This window comes from Nocardia sp. CA-151230, from assembly GCF_050942175.1.
Taxonomy (GTDB): domain Bacteria; phylum Actinomycetota; class Actinomycetes; order Mycobacteriales; family Mycobacteriaceae; genus Nocardia.
Genome location: NZ_CP192061.1, coordinates 7,103,564 through 7,124,780, shown reverse-complemented (window position 1 = coordinate 7,124,780; position 21,217 = coordinate 7,103,564). Strand labels below are relative to the sequence as shown.

Below are 21,217 nucleotides of genomic sequence, written 5' to 3'. Positions count from 1 at the left end.
ATCGGTGCGGTTCGATCATGCGACAGTCTTCGTGCCGATTGCCCGCGGTCCTAGCCCATCCGCGCCATGATCGCGCGCGGCAGCAGCGGCATCGCCAATCCCAGTACCCGCCAGGGCCATTCGGGCACGGACGCGCGCACCGCTTCCCGCTCGATGGCGGCCACCATGGAATTCACGCCCTTGTCCAGCGGCACAACCAGTTTCGCGTCCCCGGCCTTGGCGGCCATATCGGTGGCGATGAAACCCGGCTGCACCGTGGTCACCCGGATCGGGGTCCCGCGCAGCTCGATGGCCAGCCCCTCGCCCAGCGCCGTCACACCGGCCTTGCTGGCCGCGTACGCCGCCTTCTTCCCTGGCAGCCCGCGCACCGCGCTCATCGACGAGATGAGCACCAGGTGCCCGGCCCGCTGTTCACGGAAGATGCTCATGGCCGCCTCGGCCTGGGCCAGCGCGCTCACGAAGTTCGTGGTGGCGGTGGCGAGATTGGCGTCGGCGCGGCCGGTGCCGATGCGCGCGCCCTTGCCGATCCCGGCATTGACGATGATCCGGTCCAGCCCGCCGAGCTCGGCGCGCAGCTCGTCGAAGACCTTCGGGACGGCCGCGTGGTCATCGACGTCCAGCGCGCGCACCGCGACCGTGATCCCCGGGTGTGTGGCCAGCAGTTCGTCGCGCAGCTGCTCGAGGTTCGAGACCCGTCGCGCGCACAGCGCCAGATCCCGTCCCCGCCGCGCGAATTCGCGGGCCATGCCCGCGCCCAATCCGGAGCTGGCGCCGGTGATGAGAATCTTCCGCCTGGTCATGCGGCCACCCTAGCCGTGGGATGCGCTCGGCAGGGGTCTCGGGCAAGTCCCCGAGACCCCTGCCGAACCGTGGTCACCCGAAAGAGCCCGTACCGGGCTGCGCGGGCTGCAGATGCCAGGTCCCGCAGTTCTCGGTCGAGAACCCCACATCGGTCGCCTTGATCTCCACCGTGATCGGCTTCGTCCGGGTGAAGTCGCTGGCGATGATGTAGTAGTTCGGGTCCGGGTAATCGCCCGGCTGCTGGACCTTCCACAGCCGCCGCCAGAAGCACGCGCCGGCGCCCGGATCCGGCGTCCCGTCGCCGATATACGTGCCCGGCTTGATATCGACATTGACCAGATACGTCCCGTCCACCGTGATATCGGTGGCCGGTTCGGCGGCCGCAATTCCGGTTGCGGCCATTGTCAGCGCGGAAGCGAATGCCCCCGCGACCACGAGCGCGCCTGCACGCACGGTGTTCCTCCCTGAGCAGCTCACTGCACCGCACGGTTCCCAGCGTGCGGCGTCGGGAGAGATCCCCGCATCTCCCGGGGAGGGTCTATCAGAAGTTGCGGTCTGTTTTCGGGAAATCGGGAGGTTTCGGGGAATTCACAAACTCGAGCGATGCCCTTTCGGCTCCCGCGACGATATTCAAGTATGGGAAGTCTTCGCCCGGTCAGCACCGGATGCGCCGTCCAATGCGCCCGGCTGTGCACCGACGCAGGCCTGGCGGCCGTCCTGGCCTCCGACCGCGGCCTGCTGCACTGGCGGGCCATGAGCCGCCTCGGCGACCCGGGCCTCGCCGAACACGCCGTGCAGGAGACCCTGCTGCGGGCGTGGCGGGCCTGCGCCAGCTACGACCCGGATCGGGGCAGTGTGCGCACCTGGCTGCTCACCATCGAACGCAATGTGCTCACCGATACCGCCCGCTTCCGGGCCGCCCGCCCCGGTGACACCAGCTGGGACCAGATCGGGGAGCAGGCCGAGAACCGCTGCGCCCGCCCCGACTTCACCGAGGCGCTGACCGACGGGCTGCTGGTCGCCGACCTGCTGGCCCAGCTGCCGCAGCCGCAGCGCGACGCCGTCGTGCAGGTGATCCTGCGTGATCGCGCCTACCAGGATGTGGCCGCCGACCTGGGCATACCGGTCGGCACCGTGAAGACCCGGGTGCACTACGCCCTGCGCTCGCTGCGCCGGTTGCCGATCAGCGCGTGACCCGACGCCGGAGGAGGTAGTTTCCTCGGCGGCCGCAGGCATGTCGCGGATATGTGAACCCACAGACCCCCTCCACACGTCGAACAAGCAGCGGCCGATCCACATCGGCTCGGCCCCGAGCGAGGAGTTACCGATGACCGACACCACCCCGGCTCCCGGCGGGTTCCGTATGGACCGCCGGACCGCCCTGGCCACCACCGCGGTCGCCGCCACCGCGCTCACCGTGGCCGGTTGCAGCAGCACCTCCGACAAATCGGCCTCGGCCGCACCCAATCCGGCCCCCGACAAGAACGATCCGGCCGCCGCCAAGAAGCAGGGCAATGTCCTGGCCGATACCAGCGACGTTCCGGTCGGCGGCGGCATCATCAGCGGCGACACCGTGATCACCCAGCCCGTCGCGGGCACCTTCGACGGGTTCTCGTCGACCTGTACCCACCTGGGCTGCAAGGTGAATGCCGTCGAGGGCGGCCTGATCAAGTGCCCGTGCCACGGCAGCACCTTCAACCTGGACGGCACGGTCGCCGGCGGTCCCGCACCGCGCGCGCTGGACGCCAGGGCCATCCGCGTCGACGGGGATCAGATCGTTTCGGCCTGATCCGACCCGTCACCGGGCTCGACGCCGGGGAGCGTGTCGAGCCGCCCCGAGCTCGGCTCGGGGCGTGTCGAGCTACCTGCTCTCAGCACCGACCTGACCGCCCCCGCACGCCTCGAGCTGCGGGGGCGGATTCCGTCCGGGCGCGTCGCCCGGGTGGAGGCTGCGAAGTGCGGGATAGTGGGCGCAGTGGTCTTTTGCCCATTGCGGCCGGTAGCGCCCAGGATGCTGATTTCCGGACGTCTGACCACTGGTAACGGTTCCATCACAAAGCTTGCCAGAAAGTAACTGGTGTTGCCAGAGTGAACAGCTGGGTCTGGTGTTACTAGTGGGAAGGGAGGGGCGCTCCGCCCCGAGCGCCGTCCGCTTATGAAGCCAAGCATCACTAAGGCCGGAATCTGCACCGCCGTCACCGCGGCGGCGATCACCACCGTGGCCGGGATCGTCCCGGTCGCCGCCCTGGCCGCGCCCGCGCTGCCGGAGCTACCCCAGAAGCTCGCCGGGAAGACCATCTTCCTGGACCCGGGTCATCAGGGCCCCAATCACGCTGAGGACGAGAACAAGCAGGTCAGCGATGGTCGCGGTGGCACCAAGGCGTGCCAGACCACCGGCATGACCAGCCTGCACGGCATTGCCGAGCACACCATCAACTGGAATGTCGCGCAGCTGGTGCGCACCTCGCTCGAGGGCCTGGGCGCGCACGTGGTCATGAGTCGTCCCGACGACACCGGCTGGGGTGGCTGCATCGACGATCGGGCCAAGGCCGCCAATGCCTCCGGCGCCGATATCGCCCTCAGCATCCACGCCGACAGCGGTCCCGCCGACGGGCACGGCTTCCACCTCATCGTGCCGGCGCTGCCCGTCGTCGACGCCAAGGTCACCGAGGTGCAGTCCGGCGCCGGACTGACCGCCAGCAAGGCCATGCGAGATGCCTACGTGCAGGGCGGGTATCAGGTCGCCACCTACAACGGGGCGGTCGACGGACTCCAGACCCGCTCCGACATCGCCGGGCCCGCGCTGACCACGGTGCCGGATGTATTCCTCGAAATGGGCAACGGTGCCAATGCCGAGGACGCGCAGCAGATGGAATCCCCCGAGGGACAGCTCAAGCACGCCGTCACCATCACCACCGGGATCGCGTCCTACCTGCTCGGCGTGCCGGTGCCCACCGACGCCGGGCCGGCGTCCGAGCCGGGACCGCTACCGGGACAACAGGTTCCGGGGCAGCCCGCCGAGCCGCAGCCGCAGGCCGCCCCGGTGCAGCCCGCGCAGGCCCCCGCCCCCGCGCAGACACCGCAGGCGGCGGTTCCGCAGGCGCAGCCGGCCGTGGTGCCGGCGCAGGCGCCCCAGGCCGCCGTTCCGGCGACGCCGGCCCAGCCCGGGCAGGCTCCGGCCCAGCCGGGACAGACCCCGGCGCAACCGGAGCCGACGCCCGCTCAGCAGGGGCAGACGTCGACGTTCCCGGCGCAGCTTCCCGGGTATATGGCGGCTCCTGCACCGTTGCAACTGAATCCGGCTCCGGTGCAACAGAATCCGGCCCCGGCGCAGCAGCCGGATGAAGCGGCGCTCGAGGGCGGTCTGCAGGTCGCCCAGCAGCTCGCTGATCAGTTCCTGCACAACTGGCAGCAGTCGCAGACGCCGGGCACCCAGCCGCAGCCGGGCACGCCGCCGCAGACCGGCGCCCAGCCGCAGGCGGCGCAGCCCGCACCGCCGGCGCAGACCAAGCCCGTCGCGCGGCCGATCGCGGATCAGCTTGCGCCGCAACGGCAATCGCCGGGCACGACGGGCGGTCAAGGGACTCCGGCCACGCCGGCTGTCCCGGGTACGCAGTCGACCCCGGGCGTGCAGGCCCCGGGTACGCAGTCGACCCCGGGCGCGCAGGCTCCGGGCAGGCAGGCCCCGGCGACCGACAAGAATTCCAAAACCGGTCGTCTGGACGGGATTTCCGTGAGTTCGCTGGTGCAGCTGGCCGTGAAATTCCTGGGCCCGCTCGCCAAGATGCTCACGGGCGATTCCGGTCTCGCTTCCGATGTGGTCAACCTGGCCTACAGCCTGGTGTCGGTGCTGAGCAGCACGTTGCTGAGCACGGCCACCAAGTAGTCCGCATCAGTGCGCTACGGATCGCCCCCGCTCCGAATCCTCCGGAGCGGGGGCGATTTTCGGCCACATCCGCCCCGTCCGAACCGCTCGGCATCAGGTGTCCCGCATCGGGTGAACGGCCGACATTGGGCAAACATTCCGCGATCCTAATGCGCGCGGGGTGATTCGCCATCAAACGCCTGTATAGCGTGGTCGTGGCGGCCCACCGGCGCACGAGCGGACAACCTCGTGTCCGGTGGTTGGCAATTATTCGGCTCAGGAGTTGCATGAACTCGGGTCAGGTCGGACGGCCGGTGTAATCGACTCATCGATCGAGGTGGATGATGGCGCTCGGTGTGGGATTGAGTATCGGCACGGTGAATACGGTCTGCTCCACGGCAGCGGATCGATCCGGAAAGCTTCCGCGCGGCCGTCGAGGTACGCCTCCGGCCACCTGGCGCACCACTCTCGCCTTCGACAGTTCGGGCACCGCCCGGGTCGGCCGCATTCCCCGGCATGGGCGGGTCATCACCGAATTCGCGGACCTCACCCAGCGGGGGGCTCCGGTCGCGCGGGTCGGACATCGGGCGCTGTCGGCCGCGGATCTGGTGGCGACGGTGGCCTACAGTGTGGTGGCGGAGGTGCTGGGACAGGCGCCGGCGGGGCCGCTGGGCGCCGGTGACACCGGAATCACGGTGACCCATCCGGCCGGATACCCCGCCGCCCTGGTCGCCGATCTGCGCACCGCCCTCGACGGCGTCGGCCTCACCCGGGCCACCCTGGTGGCCGAGCCGATCGCCGCCGTGTCCTGGCTGGCCGCCGAACGCGGGCCGCTCACACCGGGTTTGGCGCTGGTCTACGACCTGGGCGGGTCCGGGCTGGATGTCACGCTGCTGCGGGTGGGCATGGGCGCGCCGCGCGATCCCATCGTCGGATCGTCGCTGCACTCGGTCGAATACGGGGGCCGCGCCTTCGGGGACCTGGTGGCGCGCACGCTGCGGCGCACGGACGGATCGCAGGTGGTGCCGCGCGGGCTCTCGGACGCCGATTCGGGCGAGTTGCGCAGCGAGCACGTTCGTCGTTCGCTGGCGCTGGTCTACCGGTGCCTGCGCACCGCGGACGTCACCATGGCCGATGTGGATCGGATCCTGGTGGTCGGCGGTGCGGCGCGGCCTCCGGAGGTGGCGCAGGTGCTCGCCAAGGAGCTGGCGCGTCCGGTGGTGGTGGCCTCCGATCCGGAGCGCACGATTGCCGATGGCGCTGCCATCGCGGCCCGGCAGGCGCTGATCGTCGAGGATTCGGGGAGCCATCGGCCTCGTTCACTGACGGGTCTGTTCCGGCGTATCACCAGGGTGGCAGCGCTCTGAAGTGATCGTTTGTCCTACTACTCGCCGGTTCGCCGCGGCCTCGCGTGCTGATCGGCGCTAACTCGTGCAAGCATCTTGCGAACGGGCTGTTGACGCCTCTCCTGTTTGGTGTAACTATGGGGTACACATAACGCCACTGACTGGAGAGGTGACGACGATGTCTCCGACCACGACCCCCCTTGACGACCCCGTGGTTGCCGAAGCTCAGGAGTACGCCAACAAGCTGCTGCTGCTCTCGGAAGGGTCGGTGAACAAGCACTTCGACCCCTACGAGGACATCGACTGGGACAACCCCGACTTCGACGCCAACGCCCGCCCCGAGCGCTGGATCCTGCCGGAGTCCGCGGACCCCCTCGGCCGCCACGACTGGTACCAGTCGCTCACGGTGGAGCAGCAGATCGAGGTCGGCAAGTACCGGCAGGCCAATATCGCCAAGGTCGGCCTGCAGTTCGAGTCCATCCTGATCAGCGGCATGGTGAACCACACCTTCTCGCTGCCCAACGGTGACGCGGAGTTCCGCTACTGCACCCACGAGATGGCCGAGGAACTCAACCACACCCTGATGTTCCAGGAGATGGTGAACCGCATCGGCGCGGACGTCCCGGGCATGGGCCCGCTCGTCCGGCAGCTGCGCCTGTTCGGCGTGCCGGTCGCCATCGCGTTCCCCAACCTGTTCTTCATGGCCGTGCTCGCCGGCGAGGAGCCGATCGACCACATCCAGAAGCAGATCCTGCGCTCGGGTGAGGAGGTGCACCCGATCATGCGCGGCGTCATGAGCATTCACGTCGCCGAGGAGGCGCGCCACATCTCCTTCGCGCACGAGTTCCTCAAGCACCACGTGCCGGAGCAGAACGCGGCCAACCGCTTCATCCTCTCGATCGCCATGCCGATCGTCATGTTCATCCTGGGCCGTTCCATCGCGACCCCGCCGAAGAAGTTCTTCCAGGAGTTCGACATTCCGGAGCAGGTGCGCAAGGAGCTGTTCTACGGCTCCGAGGAGGCCAAGCAGGTCTTCAGCGACTACTTCATCGACGTGCGCGCGCTGGCCCACGAGATCGGCCTGATGAACCCGATCTCCAAGCGGGTCTGGAAGCTGCTCGGCATCGACGGCCGGGCCTCGCGCTACCGCTCGGAGCCGATCCGCTCCGGCAAGGCCGCGTAGGGGAGGGGGACGTACAGTGCCGTACGTTGTCACCCAATCCTGTTGCAGCGACGCGTCCTGCGTCTACGCCTGCCCGGTCAACTGCATCCATCCGACCCCGGACGAGCCGGACTTCCTGACCGCGGAAATGCTCTACGTCGATCCGCAGGCCTGCGTGGACTGCGGGGCGTGCGCCACCGCGTGCCCGGTGGACGCCATCACGTCGTCGAAGAAGCTGACTTCCGAGCAGCTGCCGTTCATCGAGATCAATGCCGACTTCTACCGGCAGGAGCGGCCGCGGCCGCTGCTGGCGCAGCCGATTCCGGCCGCGGAGGTCAAGCCCGGGCGGGAGCCGCTGCGGGTGGCGGTCATCGGCTCGGGGCCCTCGGCCATGTACGCGGCCGACGAACTGCTCACGCAGCCCGGTGTTTCCGTGACCGTGTTCGACAAGGTGACCACGCCCTACGGCCTGGCCCGCTTCGGTGTCGCGCCCGATCACACCAAGACCCGCAAGGTCGGGGACCTCTTCGATGTGATCTCGGCGCAGCCGGGCTTCGGGTCCTACCTGAATGTGAATGTGGGACAGCATGTCTCGCACGAGGAACTGCTGGCGCACCACCACGCGGTGATCTACGCGGTCGGTGCGTCCTCGGACCGCAAGCTCGGGATTCCGGGGGAGGGGCTGCCGGGCAGCACCTCTGCCACCGACATCGTGGCCTGGTACAACGGGCACCCGGATCAGGCGGGCCGGTTCTTCGACCTGTCGCACCGGCGCGCGGTGATCGTGGGCAACGGCAATGTGGCGCTGGATGTCGCGCGGATTCTCACCGCCGATCCGGGACTGCTGGTCGGCACCGATGTCTCACAGCGGGCGCTGAATGCCCTGCGGCGCAGCAACATCGAGGAGGTGGTGATCCTCGGGCGGCGCGGACCGGCCGAATCCGCCTTCACCGTGCCGGAATTCGTGGGCCTGCTGGGCGCGGATGTCGACATCGTGGTCGAGGGCGAGATTCCCGAAATCGTCGAGGGCATGTCGCAGAAGGTCGAGCACAAGTTGAAGCTGTTGCGCGGCTTGGCCGATCGGCCCGTGGGCGGTCGCAAGCGTATCGTCTTCCGGTACCTGTCGGCGCCGGTCGCGATCACGGGCGTGGACCGGGTGACCGGGGTCGAGGTGGTGCGCAACGAGGTGGTCACCGGTGATGACGGTGCGGTGCACGCGGTCCCGACCGAGGAGATCGAGACCCTCGATGCCGGGCTGGTGCTGACCTCGGTGGGTTATCGGGGTGTGGCCCTGCCGGGCGTGCCGTTCGACGAGCGGGCCGGGGTCATCCCGAATCTGGACGGCCGGGTGCTCGAGGAGTCCGGCGGCTCGGTGGTGCCGGGCGCCTATGTCACCGGCTGGATCAAGCGCGGTCCGACCGGGTTCATCGGCACCAACAAGTCCTGTGCGCAGCAGACCGTGCGTCAGCTGGTGGACGACTTCAATGCCGGCCGCCTGTCGCAACCGAGGCACAGCGCAGGCGATTTCGACCGGCTGGTCGGTGAGCGTCAACCGCACGCCATCCGTGGCGGCGCGGTCAACCGCCCCCGCCGCAAGCTTTCCCTGATGGTGCGCCGCTGACCCACCCTGTCAGCGCCGCCCATGAAGGCCGTCGCACGCCAACCCCCGGCGCGTGTGGCGGCCTTCGCCGTTTCGTCCATTTTGCGCCAGGATTTCCCCTGCCTCGGTGGGTTTCTCGTGTCGCCGGTGATGACTTTTCGTGCCGGGCAACGTATCCGGTCATACCTCGACTGCGAATTCTCGAGGCGGTGCGGATGCACGGTACCGATGATGTTGTGCGAGTTGTAATGCCGTGTTTGCTCGCTGCGACATCTGTGGTGGTAGAGAAGATTTCATTGCGAATAACGGACGGTGAAGCGGCTCGCGTCGGGTGACCCAGGGTAGCTACCGGCCAGTGATCGGTAATCCACCCTCCCGTACTGACACTGCGGTTTGATTTTTCGGACACTCTTCGCCTACCGGTCGGTATGAATTATTGGTTCGCTGAGTTGTAGCCACTGAGAAAGACTGTTCGGTTGCTTTCATCGTGCAGCTGGATTCGATCTTGTCCGGGCAGTTGCATGACCAGTAGATTCGCTATCTTCGCTACCGGGAGCGAAATCTTTTCTCCCAATCCGATATTCGAGTACCGCAAATGCCAGCTAACCTGAATGCGCTGTTTGGAAAACGACCGCGACCACATGGTTGGTACGCCCGTGGGCCGTGGTCTCGGTGCGTTGACGGGATGGCAATGACAGTTGGCTTTGGCATGAGCATCGGCACAGTGAACTCCGTCTGGGCGACCACGGCCGGTGATCGGAACCGGCCCGCGGTGCGCGTTCGCCGGACGGCCGTCACCTTCGACAGCGCCGGCGGCCCGCAGATCGGGGGCATTCCCCACTTCGTCCCGGTGGTCACCGACTTCGCCGATCTCACGACCGAGCCGGACCCGGTGGTCATCGGCGGTCGCATCTGGTCCCCGGAGGACCTGGTGGCGGCCGTCGTGAACGGGCTCATCGAGGCCAACGCCCCCGAGGCCCCCGCCGTAACCACCTATCCCGCTTGCTATTCGGACAAACACGTCACCCGATTGCGGCGGGCACTGGACTGGTCCGGCGCCGCCGATGTCATGTTCATGCCCGAACCGGTGGCGGCGGTGGAATGGCTCGACGAGGAATACGGCATCTCCGAATCCGGGCTCACCCTGGTCTACGACCTCGGCGGAAACGCCCTGGACGTCGCGGTCGTGCGCACCGAGTCCGATCGCGACGAACGTGGCATCCTCGGACGGGCCGAACGCTCGCACGACTACGGCGGACGGCCGCTGGGCACCCTGCTGGCCCGCTACGCGCGCAGCATCGCGCCCGGCTCGACGCTGCCGGTCTCGGCCGTGGTACCCGCCGCCGACACGAATCGCCTGCGCAGCTGGCACATTCGCAGTTCGCTACGGTTGGTGCGCTCGGTCGTGCACAGGGCCGGGCTGCATATGGAGGAGATCGACCGGGTTCTGCTGATCGGCGGCGCGGCCCGCCCCGCCGAGGTGGCCCGCGTGCTGTCGGATCTGGGCCGCCCGGTCGTCATGTCGCCCGATCCGGCCAACACCGTGGCGGTGGGTGCGTCCATCGCGGCCTTTCGCAGCGCGGACACCGGCTCCGCCATCGCCCGATACGCCCCCCGAGCCGCCGTGATCTCCGGCGCCGCAGTGGCTTCCGCGCTCGCCATGTCCGCCGCCAGTGTGCTCGGCGGGCCCGTCGCCGGACCGCCCGGACTCCAGGCCGCCCCCGAACCCGCCGACCCCTCCGCCGGTCCCGCGGCCCTCGGCGCCCACGATGTCATCGTTCTCGACGAGGCCGGCGCGCCGCCCGGCACCGGCTCCCACGCCATCGCCACCGTGGCAGCGGTCCGCGCCTACTCCCCTCTGGCCCCGACCGTCACCCCCACCTGGGTCGCCGGCCACCCCGTCGACTCCACCGGCGGCGGCACCCACTGCGAAACCCGCGCTGTCACAGGCACGGGCAGTACCTACGGCAACCCGGCGCACTTCACCAACCCCCTCCCGTTCCAGGACCCCGCCCCCGGCGGCTGGACCGTCGACTCGTACTCCGGCCAGGTCCCCAGGGTCAGGGTCCTCGGCACCCCCGCGCCCGGCACCCTCCTCGGCGGAACCCTCCCCGGCGCAACGCAACCCGGAACCCACCCCGGCGCGGGTCAGCCTGGTATGGGTCAGCCCGGTGTGGGTCAGCCTGGTACCGGTCAGTCTGGTGTGGGTCAGCCTGGTGTGGGTCAGCCTGGTGTGGGTCAGCCCGGTGTGGGTCAGCCTGGTGTGGGTCAGCCCGGTGCGGATCAGCCTGATACCGGTCAGCCCGGCAGTGGCCAGCCCGGCTCGGGGCAGCCCGGCACCGGTCAACCCGGCACAGGCCAGCCGGGTGGCAAAACTCCCGGAAGTACTTCGGGCGGAACCCAACCCGGTACCCCCGGTGGAACACCGGGAGACGGAACCGCGGGCGGTTCGAACCCCGGCGGTTCCGCCCCGGGCACCTCCACCGGCGGAACCAACACCGGCGGCAATCCCGGGACCTCGACCCCCGGTAGCGGCACCCCAGCAAGCGGTGGCGGCAGCGCTCCGGGAGGCGCAACCGGCAACCCGGCGGGAGCTAAAACGGGTGGTTCTCCGGGCGGCTCCAACCCTGGTGGCTCGAACCCGGGTGGTTCCAACCCCGGTGGCTCGAACCCTGGCGGTACGAACCCCGGTGGTTCCAACCCTGGCGGCTCGAACCCTGGCGGCGCGAAGCCCGGCGGCTCCACTCCTGGCGGAACCGGAGCGGGCGCAACCTCTCTCGGCGGCTCGACCCCCGGTGGCGGTTCCCCGGAGGGCTCGACCGGCGGCGGCACCCATACCGGCGGCGGCAATGCCTACGGCGGCGGCTCCCCCAAAGGCGGCGGCCTCGGCGGCGGCATGGGCAGCCCGGGCGGCTCCGCACTCGGCGGCAGCCACGGCGGTATGGGTGGCAGCGGCATCGGTGGCGGCGGCATGGGTGGTGGCGGTATAGGTGGCGGCGGTATGGGTGGCGGCGGCAAGGGCGGAGGTGGCGGCGGTGGACATCACTGATCCCTTGTGGCGCTGTGAATCCCGCCGGCCGGGGTCGTCCGGCCGCACCGCCGATCCGGCCGCCGCGGTCCTGGCGGCACTGATCTTCGGTGGGCGCCTGCATCGTTCGGAGGCCGCACCTGTGGTGGGCTCGATTCGTCGTGGGCGAAGGCTTTTCGACGAATCCCCTGTCGGGCGGGTCGTCCCGTGCACCGGTGGGGGTTGCGGGGGAGATCGGGCGGTGGCGTCCCACCATCGGCCCGCTCCCCACGGTGACGTAGGTGGTCGGCGGGACTGACCAGCCCGCCCCACCTCGTCCCCGGGCTCGGGCGAGCGGTAGCTCGCCCGCACAGACCGGCGATACGGGAGTGGCGGACCTGCAACGTCCGCGTCCCCATCGTCGAAAGTGACCGGCCCACCCCGCGTTTCCTGTGCCCGGGCGCGGGGGTGGGCCTGTCGCGGGTCAGCGGGCGGTGAAGCCGCCGTCGATGGCGAGGGCCGCGCCCGTGATGAAGCTCGCTTCGTCGCTGAGCAGGTAGGCGCAGAAGGCGGCGATTTCCGTGGGGCGGGCGATGCGGCCGAGGGGGTGCAGGGCGGCGATGGCGGCCTCGCCCTCCGGGGTGGCGCCCATGGAGGCGCGGAAGGCGGGGGTGTCGACCGCGCCGGAGACCAGGGCATTGATGCGGACGGACCGATCGGCCGCTTCCATGGCGACGGCCCGGGTCAGGCCCACCACACCGTGTTTGGCGGCGACATAGGGCGCGACCTGCGCCATGCCGACGACGCCGAGATTGGAGGCATTGTTGAGGATCGCGCCGCCACCGCCGGCCGCGAGCGCCGGAACCTGGTGGCGCAGGCCGTAATAGACGGCCGTCAGGTTGAGTTCCAGATCCGCGCGCCACCCGGTCTCGTCGATGTCCTGCACCGGGCCGAAGGCATTGACCGCGCCCGCATTGTTGAAAGCCGCGTCCAGGCGGCCGAATTCGGTGATGGCGGCCCCCGTCAACCGTTCCACGTCGGCTTCGACGGTGACGTCGGTGGGCACGAACAGAGCGCGTCCGCCCGCGGCCCGGATCTCCTCCGCCATCCGGTCGCCGGCGTCCTTACCGCGTGCCCCGAGCACGACCGCCCCGCCCTCGGCGGCGATCCGCCGCGCCACGGCCGCACCGACTCCCGAGGTGGCGCCGGTGATCAGAACGACCTTGGATTCGAATCGAGCATCTGTCATGACTGCATTCCCCTTGCGGTAGAGCTGATTTCGTTGACATGTCATAGTCAACGCCGCGAGGGGAGTGGTCGCTGGCGGAAAACAGCCGTCACACTTGATGTGTCATCTAACTGGAATCAAGCGGGTGCGAGTAGATCCGGCAGCTCGTCGAGTCCGTCGACGACCGTCGCCCGCGCGGCGTCGGGCTGCTCGGCGGTCAGGTAACCCCAGGGCCCGCGCCGGATGAGCACCGGCATCATGCCCGCCGCCAGTACCGGCAGCACGTCATTGTCGACCCGATCCCCGACGTAGCAGATCTCGCCGGGCATGACCCCCGCCACCTCCGCGACCCGCGCGAAGAACTCGGGATCCGGCTTCTCCAGCGCCCATTCGGCCGAGGTGTACACCGCGTCCACCGGCAGCTCCATCCGCTCCAGTGCCGATTTCGCCTGCGGCGGTTGGTTTCCCGCGATGATCACGCTGATGCCGCGCGCCCGCAGCTCGCCCAGCGCTCGCCGCACATCCGGGTACAGGTCGTCGGCGTCGAAGTTGTTGCGCAGGCTCTCCGGCTCCTCGGCGGCCCACGCGACCTGCTCGGCCTCGATATCGATGCCCGGCCGCACCAATTCGAAGGCGTCGGTGAGCGGCCGCCCGGTGGCCGCCATGCCGCCGATCACGCCCAGGAACGCGAAGCGCGGCAGGCCGAGCCGGTCGGCCCATCGGCACCAGATGCGCGTCTCGTCGATCAGCGTCTCGCCCACATCGAATACCGCAGCCTTGATCATTCGCCCAGCGTATCGGGCGGTCGTTCAGTGTTGTGCGTTGAGGAAGCCGATGGCGGTCGCGCCCCACCAGCACAGCTGCGACACCAGTCCGGTGGCCGCGCCCCAGGCCAGCAGCCGTGGCGTCAGCGGGCTCTCGCCGCGGGCCTGTAGCCGGCGGTTGAGCGCGCACGCCTGAATCCCGTTGAGCGTCAGCACGAGTACCAGTGCCAGCTTGGTGCGGGTCATGGTGGAGGCGAGGTTCGGTTCGAGCACGCAGCCGCTGGCCACCAGCCCGGCCAGGCCCAGCCAGATCGGCACGTGCAGGCGGCCGACCGCCTGCAGTGTCTCCGCCAGTCCGAGACGTCCCGCGGCCCACCGCAGGACGAAGGAATCGGCCATGAGCACACCGCCGAACCCCACCACCAGCGAGGCCAGATGGACGAACAGCCCGCCGGTATGGACGGCCGGGCTGGTGGTGACGTGGGCGGCGATCCAGACGGCGGCCGCGAAGGTGCCGGTGGCCAGTAGCGCCGCGGCGGACACGATTCGCCATGAATCGTGCGGGAGTCCCGCCGTCCCGGTGTGATACCGGGCGTCACTGGTCTGGAGCATGGCCGAGCCTTCTGTTAGGTAAGGGAATCCTAAACTACTAAGAAGGCCGTCCCGGTGGCAAGTCGGCAACGATCCCGCGGCAGCGCTCGTCGAGGCACACTGGTGTGAGTTGTCGTGCGCGGGAGGGGAGAACCTGATGGACGCCAGGGTTCGCGGAACCGTCATGCCGGTGCTCGAGGTCGCACTGGACCCCGGTGACCGGCTCATCGCCGAGGCCGGTCAGCTCTCCTGGATGACCGACTCCATCCGTCTCAGCACCTCGACCCGCGGCGCCGCGGGCGGCGTCTTCGGCGTGGTCCGCCGCGCCATGGCGGGCGCGGGCCTGTTCATGACCGAGTACACCGCCCACCGCGATCCCGGCCGCGTCTCCTTCGCCGCCAAACTCCCCGGCCAGATCCTGCCCGTGCCGATCGACAAGGGCCGTGAATACCTGGTGCACCGGCACGGATTCCTCTGCGCCGCAGGCGATGTCCGGGTCGCCCTGAGCTTCCAGCGCCGCCTGGGCGCGGGCATCTTCGGCGGCACCGGATTCACACTGCAACGACTCAGCGGCGACGGCTACGCCTGGGTGGAGCTCTCCGGCGAGGTGGTCCAATACGATCTGGCCGCCGGCGAAACCCTCCGCGTCCACCCCGGCCACGTCGGATTGTTCGACGCCTCGGTCGATTTCGACATCACTATGGTCAAAGGAATCCGCAATGTGCTCTTCGGCGGTGACGGCCTCTTCCTCGCCGCCCTCACCGGCCCCGGTCGAGTCTGGTTGCAGTCCTTGACCATCACCAACCTCGCCCACTCTCTCATCCCGTACCTGCCCATTCCGGAAGTCGGCGCCCAGCAGCGCTGACGCACCCGTGCGAGGTCAGGCCGAGAGTTCGAGGGGGAGGGCGGCGGTGGCGTAGCGGTCCAGGGCCACTTCGGCCAGAAGCGGGTGCGCGCCGATGGTTTCGGCGTGCGGCAGCTGCGGCAGGGCGTCGTGCAGCCGGTCGGTGAGCAGGCCCGGGGCCAGGAACCAGGGCGCGACCAGGACACGGTCGGCACCGCGGGCCCGGAGCCGGGCGAACGCCTGCTGCACCGTGGGTTCGGTGGTGGCGAAGCAGATTTCGGTGTCCCAGCCGGTCATGGCGGTCAGCAGCCGTGCCACGTCGCCGGTGCGGGTATTGGCGGCCGCGGACGAGGAGCCCACGGCGGCGACGGCAATGCCCCAGCGTGGACCGGCGGGCCGGGTCGCGCTGTGAGCGACGTCGGTCAGGGTCGCGGGCGGGGCGTCCGCGGTCATGGCCGCGACGATGCGATCGCGCAGGGCGATGATCAGATGCGGATCGGGGCCGAGTACTTCGGCCTGGGTCAGCCGCAGCCGGGGATGCCGGGCGCGAGCGGCTTCCAGCATCCCGGGCAGGTCCACCCGGGCATGAAAGGCGCTGCCCAGCAGCAGCGGAACCACAACCGCATGCGAATGCCCATCGGCCGCGACCGCATCCACGACCTGATCCACCGACGGGGTGCTCAGATCCAGAAACGCCAGGCGCACATCGAGATCCGGCCGCTGGGCCGCGATGCTTGCGACCACGGCCCGCATGGTCGCGGCCGAGCGCGGATGCCGGCTGCCGTGCGCCACGGCGATGAGCGCGGGCGCGTCCTCGGTCCGGAGGGGGCGGGCCGGGCCGCCGCGCACCGTGGACATCGTCCCGGGCGCGCGGTGGGCGGACGCTCCGCCCGGCAGGACGGCCGGAACGGCGCCGTTGCCGGGCGGATTCATCTCAGGCCCCGACCTCGACCGCGGTCAGCGCGTCGCCGACCAGGCCCGCGGCCAGGGTGTTGCCGCCCGCGGGGTCGATCAGCAGGAACGAACCGGTGTGGCGGTTGACGCTGTAGTCGTCGGGCACGATCGGGTCGGCCACGCGCACCGAGATACGGCCGATGTCATTGAGTGACAGCGACTCCGGGTCCGGGTCGGCGGCCAGGTGCTGCTCGTCGAAACGCTCCAGCAGCGCGCCGACAATGGCCTGCGTGGTGCGAGTGCCGTGCTTGAGCAGCAGGCGTGCGCCCGGGCGCAGCGGCTTGTCGCCGAGCCAGCAGACGGTGGCGTCGAAGGCCTCGATCGGCTCGGGAGCGCCGGCGGCGGCGGCGATCACGTCACCGCGCGAGACGTCCACATCGTCGGCCAGGATCAGGGTGACGCTGCGGCCCGGCTGGGCCGAACCCAGTTCACCGTTCGGGGTATCGATGCGCTCGACCGTGGTGCGGGTGCCGGACGGCAGCACCACGACCTCGTCGCCCTTGGACACCACGCCCGCCGCGACCTGGCCCGCGTAGCCGCGGTAGTCCGGGTACTCGGCGGTGCGCGGCCGGATCACGTACTGCACCGGGAAACGCAGCCCCACCTCGTGGCGGCCGTGCGCGTCCGCGTCCACCGGCACCGACTCCAGGTGCTCGATGAGCGAGGGCCCGTCGTAGTACGGGGTGTTCTCCGAGCGCGAGGCGACATTGTCACCGTGCAGCGCGGAGACCGGGATCTCCTGCACATCATCGGCCGACCAGCCGAGTTTGGCGGTCAGCTCGGCGAATTCGGAGGTGATCTTGTCGAACACGCCGGCCGGATCGTCCACCAGGTCGATCTTGTTGACGGCCAGCACCAGCTTCGGCACCCCCAGCAGCGCCATCACTGCGGCGTGCCGGCGGGTCTGCTCGATGACACCCTTGCGGGCGTCGACGAGCAGGATCACCAGCTGCGCGGTGGACGCGCCGGACACCGTGTTGCGGGTGTACTGCACGTGTCCCGGGGTGTCGGCGAGCACGAAAGACCGCTTGGGCGTGGCGAAGTAGCGGTACGCCACGTCGATGGTGATGCCCTGCTCGCGCTCGGCGCGCAGGCCGTCGACCAGCAGCGACAGGTCCGGCGTGGACAGACCCTTGTCGACCGAGGCGCGGGTCACCGCGTCGATCTGGTCCGCCAGAACAGACTTCGTGTCGTACAGCAGGCGTCCGACCAGGGTGGACTTGCCGTCGTCGACCGATCCGGCGGTGGCCAGTCTCAATAGGTCGGACATCAGAAGTAACCCTCTCGCTTGCGGTCTTCCATGGCGGCTTCGGAGACTCGGTCGTCGCCGCGGGTCGCGCCACGTTCGGTGAGCCGGGACGCGGCGACCTCGGCCAGAATCGCGTCATTGTCGGCGGCGTCGGAAATGATTGCGCCGGTGGTGGATCCGTCGCCGACGGTGCGGTATCGCACCGACTTGATCAGCAGCTCCTCGTTGTCGGCCGGGCCGCCCCACACGCCGGGGGTCATCCACATGCCGTCGCGCTGGTACACCGGGCGCTCGTGGGCGTAGTAGATGCTGGCCAGCTCCACGTCCTCGCGGGCGATGTAGCGCCAGATGTCGAGCTCGGTCCAGTTCGAGATCGGGAACACGCGCACGTGCTCGCCCGGAGCGTGCCGGCCGTTGTACAGGTTCCACAGCTCGGGCCGCTGCCGCTTCGGGTCCCAGCGGCCGAAGGCGTCGCGCAGCGAGAAGATCCGTTCCTTGGCGCGGGACCGCTCCTCGTCGCGGCGGCCGCCACCGAAGACCGCGTCGAAGCGGTTCTCGTTGATGGCGTCCAGCAGCGGCACGGTCTGCAGCGGGTTGCGGATCCCGTCCGGGCGCTCCTGCAGGCGGCCGTCGGCGAGGTACTCCTCCACCGACGCGACATGCAGTCGCAGGCCGTACTTCTCGACCACCTTGTCGCGGAAGTCGAGGACCTCGGGCAGGTTGTGCCCGGTGTCCACGTGCAGCAGCGCGAACGGCAGCGGTGCGGGCCAGAAGGCCTTGATCGCCAGGTGCAGCAGCACCGTGGAGTCCTTACCGCCCGAGAAGAGGATCACCGGGCGTTCGAACTCGCCCGCTACCTCACGGAAGATGTGGATGGACTCGGACTCCAGGGCGGCGAGAGTGTCGAATTCGGTCTCGATGGAAGTCATGATGCGTGCAACCCGCATTCGGTCTTGGCGAGCCCGGCCCAGCGGCCGGATCGCGGATCGGATCCAGGTTCCGGCTTCCGCGTGCACGGAGCGCAACCGATGGACGGATATCCCTCTTCGACAAGGGGATTCACGAGGATGCCGTTCGCCTCGATGTAGGCGGCCATCTCCTCGTCGGACCAGGCGGCGATCGGGTTGATCTTCACCAGGCCGAAGCCCTCGTCGAAGGAGATCAAGGGCGCATTGGCGCGGGTCGGCGCCTCCACCCGGCGGATGCCGGTGACCCAGGCGTTGTACCCGGTCAGCGACTTCTTCAGCGGCACCACCTTGCGCAGGCGGCAGCATTCGGCGGCGTCCCGCGCGAACAGGTCCTTACCGAGCAGCTGATCCTGTTCGGCCACACTGTGTTCCGGCTGCACATTGACGATGTTCACGCCGTACACCAGCTCGACCGCGTCACGGGTGCCGATGGTCTCGGCGAAGTGGTAGCCGGTGTCGAGGAACAGCACGTCCACGCCCGGGCGCACCTGGGCGGCCAGCTGCACCAGCACCGCGTCCTGCATGTTGGACGCCACAATGTAGTTCGAGCCGAAGGTGTCCTCGGTCCACTGCAGCAGTTCCTGCGCGGTCGCGTTCGGGCCGAGCTCGGCATTGCCCTTCTCGACCAGGGCGCGCAGCTCGGATTCCGCGAGTTTCGTTGTGGTCATTGACGTTTCTCCCAACTACCGCAGGTCTGCTTCATCGGCTCGGACCGCCCACTGCGCGAAACGCTCACCCTCATCACGGTTCTTGATGAAGTTGCGCACCACGCGCTCGATGTAGTCGCCCAGCTCTTCGCTGGTCACCTTGTGCTGCCGGAGCTTTCGGCCGAAGCCGGAGTCGAGCCCAAGGGAGCCGCCCAGGTGAACCTGGAAACCTTCCACTTGATTCCCGTCGCCGTCGTCGACCAGCTGGCCCTTGAAACCGATGTCTGCGATCTGGGACCGGCCGCAGGAGTTGGGGCAGCCGTTGATGTTCACCGTGATCGGCACGTCCAGGTCGGCATTGATATCCGCGAGCCGGGTCTCCAGCTCGGGTGCCAGCACCTGTGACCGCTTGCGGGTCTCGGTGAACGACAGCTTGCAGAACTCGATGCCACTGCACGCCAGCAGGTTCCGCCGCCAGTGCGACGGACGGCCGTGCAGCCCCAGCGGTTCCAGCTCCTCGATCAGCTGCTCGACCTTGTCGTCGGGAACGTCGAGCACGATGAGCTTCTGGTACGGGGTGAAACGGACCCGATCGGAGCCCGCCCGCTCGATCGCGTCGGCCGCCCGGCTCAGGATGGTGCCCGAGACCCGACCGGCGATGGGGGAGAAGCCGATCGCGTTCAGCCCGTTGCGCAGCTTCTGCACCCCGATGTGGTCGATGGGCCGCTTCGGCTGCTCCGGAGCCGGGCCGTCGATGAGCTTCCGCTTCAGGTACTCGGTCTCGAGCACTTCGCGGAACTTCTCGATGCCCCAGTCCTTCACGAGGAACTTGAGGCGGGCCTTGGTGCGCAGGCGGCGGTAGCCGTAGTCGCGGAACAGCGACACGACCGCCTCCCACACGTCGGGCACCTCGTTCAGCGGCACCCATACGCCCACGCGCTGGGCCAGCATCGGGTTGGTCGACAGGCCGCCGCCGACCCACAGATCCAGGCCCGGGCCGTGCTCGGGATGCACGACGCCGACGAAGGCGACGTCGTTGATCTCGTGCACCACATCCTGCTGACCGGAGATGGCGGTCTTGAACTTGCGCGGCAGGTTGGAGTATTCCTTCTTGCCGATGTAGCGCTTGACGATCTCGTCGATGGCCCAGGTGGGATCGATGATCTCGGTGAGGGATTCACCCGCCAGCGGCGAGCCCAGCACCACGCGCGGGCAGTCGCCGCACGCCTCGGTGGTCTGCAGGCCGACCGCTTCGAGTCGCCGCCAGATTTCCGGGACGTTCTCGATCTCGATCCAGTGGTACTGGACGTTCTCGCGGTCGGACAGATCCGCGGTGTCGCGCGCGAACTCGGTGGAGATCTGCGCGAGGGTGCGCAGCTGCTTCAGGTTCAGCGCACCGGCGTCGCAGCGCACCCGCATCATGAAGTAGCGGGCCTCGAGGATGTCGATGTTCTCGTCGCCGGTCCAGGTGCCGTCGTAGCCCTGCTCGCGCTGGGTGTACAGACCCCACCAGCGCATGCGGCCGCGCAGATCGCTCTTGTCGATCGAGTCGAATCCGCCCTTGGCGTAGATGTTCTCGATGCGCGCCCGCACGTTGAGCGGGTTGTCGTCCTTCTTGCTCTGCTCGTTGGCGTTGAGCGGCTCGCGGTACCCGAGCGCCCACTGTCCCTCGGACTTGCGCTTCACCGGTCGCGCGGTGCGCTCCCGCGTTGCGACGGGCGCTTCCGACCGCGGGCGATCCGGACGCACGCGTCGCTCGGCGGCGGGCTTTTCGGGCCGGGCGGATCGAGCGTTATCGGAACTGGTGGCGTCGGTGCTCGACGTCATGGGGGTCGCTCCTGAAGGGTCTTGCGGGCAGGCGGGAGGGGCTGGCTCACGCCTCCGATATCAGAGAACCGGCTCTTACGGCGTCAGGTGGACGCCGGATTCCGGGAGAATGGGAGCCGATCTACCGGAGGCTTCCCGGCAGACAGCTCGCGCTGCAGACACGCTTGAAGTCGACATGGCGACGCGCCACGAGTCGTACCCCAAGTCCAGTCATGGGGGTTATTGTGCCACGTCAGGAGGGTCGTTCCGACTGCCGGATCGAATTTTCCGCAGTTTCCCGGGAAATCCCCTGGATATATTGTCCGATTTGTGACGGGCATCATAGATCAACGCCCGGCGAACCTTTGGACGCTTGACCTGAACG

At 69.0% G+C, this 21,217-nt stretch carries 18 protein-coding genes and 2 pseudogenes; 8 read left to right on the top strand and 12 right to left on the bottom strand.

The genetic code is table 11. The features are described from left to right. Nucleotides 1-50: 50 nt before the first annotated feature. Nucleotides 51-800 (bottom strand): SDR family oxidoreductase, encoded by a 750-nt coding sequence (locus tag ACQP1O_RS33550; protein WP_433562369.1) that lies wholly within the window; start codon nt 798-800, stop codon nt 51-53. A gap of 73 nt (nt 801-873) precedes the next feature. Next, complete coding sequence (locus tag ACQP1O_RS33545; RefSeq protein WP_433562368.1) at nt 874-1,254, bottom strand: hypothetical protein; 381 nt, start codon at nt 1,252-1,254, stop codon at nt 874-876. Nucleotides 1,255-1,437: 183 nt separating this feature from the next. Here ACQP1O_RS33545 and ACQP1O_RS33540 point away from each other — a divergent pair, with 183 nt between their 5' ends. From ACQP1O_RS33540 to ACQP1O_RS33510, 7 genes and pseudogenes are all read left to right on the top strand, one after another. Beyond that, nucleotides 1,438-1,995, top strand: a complete 558-nt coding sequence (locus ACQP1O_RS33540; protein WP_433562367.1) for a sigma-70 family RNA polymerase sigma factor — start codon at nt 1,438-1,440, stop codon at nt 1,993-1,995. Nucleotides 1,996-2,128: 133 nt separating this feature from the next. Then, nucleotides 2,129-2,590, top strand: a complete 462-nt coding sequence (locus ACQP1O_RS33535) for a ubiquinol-cytochrome c reductase iron-sulfur subunit (RefSeq protein ID WP_433562366.1) — start codon at nt 2,129-2,131, stop codon at nt 2,588-2,590. A 366-nt stretch (nt 2,591-2,956) separates the two neighbouring features. Then, on the top strand, nt 2,957-4,687 hold the full coding sequence (locus ACQP1O_RS33530; RefSeq protein WP_433562365.1) for an N-acetylmuramoyl-L-alanine amidase: 1,731 nt from the start codon (nt 2,957-2,959) through the stop codon (nt 4,685-4,687). Between the two features lie 335 nt (nt 4,688-5,022). Continuing rightward, nucleotides 5,023-6,033 (top strand): Hsp70 family protein, encoded by a 1,011-nt coding sequence (locus tag ACQP1O_RS33525; RefSeq protein WP_433567884.1) that lies wholly within the window; start codon nt 5,023-5,025, stop codon nt 6,031-6,033. 157 nt (nt 6,034-6,190) lie between these two features. Continuing rightward, nucleotides 6,191-7,195 (top strand): AurF N-oxygenase family protein, encoded by a 1,005-nt coding sequence (locus tag ACQP1O_RS33520; protein ID WP_433562364.1) that lies wholly within the window; start codon nt 6,191-6,193, stop codon nt 7,193-7,195. Nucleotides 7,196-7,211: 16 nt separating this feature from the next. Further along, the gene (locus ACQP1O_RS33515) at nt 7,212-8,795 is read left to right on the top strand and encodes an FAD-dependent oxidoreductase (protein WP_433562363.1); all 1,584 of its coding nucleotides are present in this window, start codon (nt 7,212-7,214) and stop codon (nt 8,793-8,795) included. 574 nt (nt 8,796-9,369) lie between these two features. Continuing rightward, a pseudogene (locus ACQP1O_RS33510) lies at nt 9,370-10,332 on the top strand (hypothetical protein); the annotation flags it as partial. A 630-nt stretch (nt 10,333-10,962) separates the two neighbouring features. On the opposite strand, the pseudogene ACQP1O_RS33505 reads toward ACQP1O_RS33510, so the two are convergent. The 4 genes and pseudogenes from ACQP1O_RS33505 to ACQP1O_RS33490 form a co-directional block, all read right to left on the bottom strand. Continuing rightward, a pseudogene (locus ACQP1O_RS33505) lies at nt 10,963-11,610 on the bottom strand (hypothetical protein); the annotation flags it as partial. A gap of 655 nt (nt 11,611-12,265) precedes the next feature. After that, the gene (locus tag ACQP1O_RS33500; protein ID WP_433562362.1) at nt 12,266-13,030 is read right to left on the bottom strand and encodes an SDR family NAD(P)-dependent oxidoreductase; all 765 of its coding nucleotides are present in this window, start codon (nt 13,028-13,030) and stop codon (nt 12,266-12,268) included. A 116-nt stretch (nt 13,031-13,146) separates the two neighbouring features. Continuing rightward, nucleotides 13,147-13,794: an HAD family hydrolase gene (locus tag ACQP1O_RS33495; protein WP_433562361.1), complete on the bottom strand. Its 648-nt coding sequence runs from the start codon at nt 13,792-13,794 to the stop codon at nt 13,147-13,149. A gap of 24 nt (nt 13,795-13,818) precedes the next feature. After that, nucleotides 13,819-14,385 carry a hypothetical protein gene (locus tag ACQP1O_RS33490; RefSeq protein ID WP_433562360.1) on the bottom strand — a complete coding sequence of 189 codons (567 nt, stop codon included), beginning with the start codon at nt 14,383-14,385 and terminating at the stop codon, nt 13,819-13,821. Nucleotides 14,386-14,521: 136 nt separating this feature from the next. On the opposite strand from ACQP1O_RS33490, the gene ACQP1O_RS33485 reads away from it, so the two are divergent. Then, nucleotides 14,522-15,229: a TIGR00266 family protein gene (locus tag ACQP1O_RS33485; RefSeq protein WP_433562359.1), complete on the top strand. Its 708-nt coding sequence runs from the start codon at nt 14,522-14,524 to the stop codon at nt 15,227-15,229. A 15-nt stretch (nt 15,230-15,244) separates the two neighbouring features. Here ACQP1O_RS33485 and ACQP1O_RS33480 read toward each other — a convergent pair whose 3' ends face one another. From ACQP1O_RS33480 to ACQP1O_RS33455, 6 genes are all read right to left on the bottom strand, one after another. After that, nucleotides 15,245-16,066 (bottom strand): sirohydrochlorin chelatase, encoded by an 822-nt coding sequence (locus ACQP1O_RS33480; protein WP_433567883.1) that lies wholly within the window; start codon nt 16,064-16,066, stop codon nt 15,245-15,247. A 76-nt stretch (nt 16,067-16,142) separates the two neighbouring features. Continuing rightward, nucleotides 16,143-17,432 (bottom strand): sulfate adenylyltransferase subunit 1, encoded by a 1,290-nt coding sequence (locus ACQP1O_RS33475; protein WP_433562358.1) that lies wholly within the window; start codon nt 17,430-17,432, stop codon nt 16,143-16,145. Further along, nucleotides 17,432-18,358 carry a sulfate adenylyltransferase subunit CysD gene (cysD, locus tag ACQP1O_RS33470; RefSeq protein WP_433562357.1) on the bottom strand — a complete coding sequence of 309 codons (927 nt, stop codon included), beginning with the start codon at nt 18,356-18,358 and terminating at the stop codon, nt 17,432-17,434. The genes ACQP1O_RS33475 and cysD overlap by 1 nt, the downstream gene beginning before the upstream one ends. Further along, on the bottom strand, nt 18,337-19,047 hold the full coding sequence (locus ACQP1O_RS33465) for a phosphoadenylyl-sulfate reductase (protein WP_433562356.1): 711 nt from the start codon (nt 19,045-19,047) through the stop codon (nt 18,337-18,339). The genes cysD and ACQP1O_RS33465 overlap by 22 nt, the downstream gene beginning before the upstream one ends. Before the next feature lie 15 nt (nt 19,048-19,062). After that, nucleotides 19,063-20,853: a nitrite/sulfite reductase gene (locus ACQP1O_RS33460; protein WP_433562355.1), complete on the bottom strand. Its 1,791-nt coding sequence runs from the start codon at nt 20,851-20,853 to the stop codon at nt 19,063-19,065. Nucleotides 20,854-20,974: 121 nt separating this feature from the next. Beyond that, on the bottom strand, nt 20,975-21,067 hold the full coding sequence (locus tag ACQP1O_RS33455; protein WP_354835468.1) for an Ms4527A family Cys-rich leader peptide: 93 nt from the start codon (nt 21,065-21,067) through the stop codon (nt 20,975-20,977). Nucleotides 21,068-21,217: the final 150 nt, after the last annotated feature.

What these genes read in the sequence shown, in the direction of transcription:
- ACQP1O_RS33550 (WP_433562369.1), bottom strand. Translation starts at nt 800, where the DNA reads ATGACCAGGCGGAAGATTCTCATCACCGGCGCCAGCTCCGGATTGGGC.
- cysD (WP_433562357.1), bottom strand. Translation starts at nt 18,358, where the DNA reads ATGCGGGTTGCACGCATCATGACTTCCATCGAGACCGAATTCGACACT.
- ACQP1O_RS33530 (WP_433562365.1), top strand. Translation starts at nt 2,957, where the DNA reads ATGAAGCCAAGCATCACTAAGGCCGGAATCTGCACCGCCGTCACCGCG.
- ACQP1O_RS33520 (WP_433562364.1), top strand. Translation starts at nt 6,191, where the DNA reads ATGTCTCCGACCACGACCCCCCTTGACGACCCCGTGGTTGCCGAAGCT.
- ACQP1O_RS33460 (WP_433562355.1), bottom strand. Translation starts at nt 20,853, where the DNA reads ATGACGTCGAGCACCGACGCCACCAGTTCCGATAACGCTCGATCCGCC.
- ACQP1O_RS33500 (WP_433562362.1), bottom strand. Translation starts at nt 13,030, where the DNA reads ATGACAGATGCTCGATTCGAATCCAAGGTCGTTCTGATCACCGGCGCC.
- ACQP1O_RS33540 (WP_433562367.1), top strand. Translation starts at nt 1,438, where the DNA reads ATGGGAAGTCTTCGCCCGGTCAGCACCGGATGCGCCGTCCAATGCGCC.
- ACQP1O_RS33490 (WP_433562360.1), bottom strand. Translation starts at nt 14,385, where the DNA reads ATGCTCCAGACCAGTGACGCCCGGTATCACACCGGGACGGCGGGACTC.
- ACQP1O_RS33465 (WP_433562356.1), bottom strand. Translation starts at nt 19,047, where the DNA reads ATGACCACAACGAAACTCGCGGAATCCGAGCTGCGCGCCCTGGTCGAG.
- ACQP1O_RS33480 (WP_433567883.1), bottom strand. Translation starts at nt 16,066, where the DNA reads ATGTCCACGGTGCGCGGCGGCCCGGCCCGCCCCCTCCGGACCGAGGAC.
- ACQP1O_RS33495 (WP_433562361.1), bottom strand. Translation starts at nt 13,794, where the DNA reads ATGATCAAGGCTGCGGTATTCGATGTGGGCGAGACGCTGATCGACGAG.
- ACQP1O_RS33475 (WP_433562358.1), bottom strand. Translation starts at nt 17,432, where the DNA reads ATGTCCGACCTATTGAGACTGGCCACCGCCGGATCGGTCGACGACGGC.
- ACQP1O_RS33455 (WP_354835468.1), bottom strand. Translation starts at nt 21,067, where the DNA reads ATGACTGGACTTGGGGTACGACTCGTGGCGCGTCGCCATGTCGACTTC.
- ACQP1O_RS33485 (WP_433562359.1), top strand. Translation starts at nt 14,522, where the DNA reads ATGGACGCCAGGGTTCGCGGAACCGTCATGCCGGTGCTCGAGGTCGCA.
- ACQP1O_RS33535 (WP_433562366.1), top strand. Translation starts at nt 2,129, where the DNA reads ATGACCGACACCACCCCGGCTCCCGGCGGGTTCCGTATGGACCGCCGG.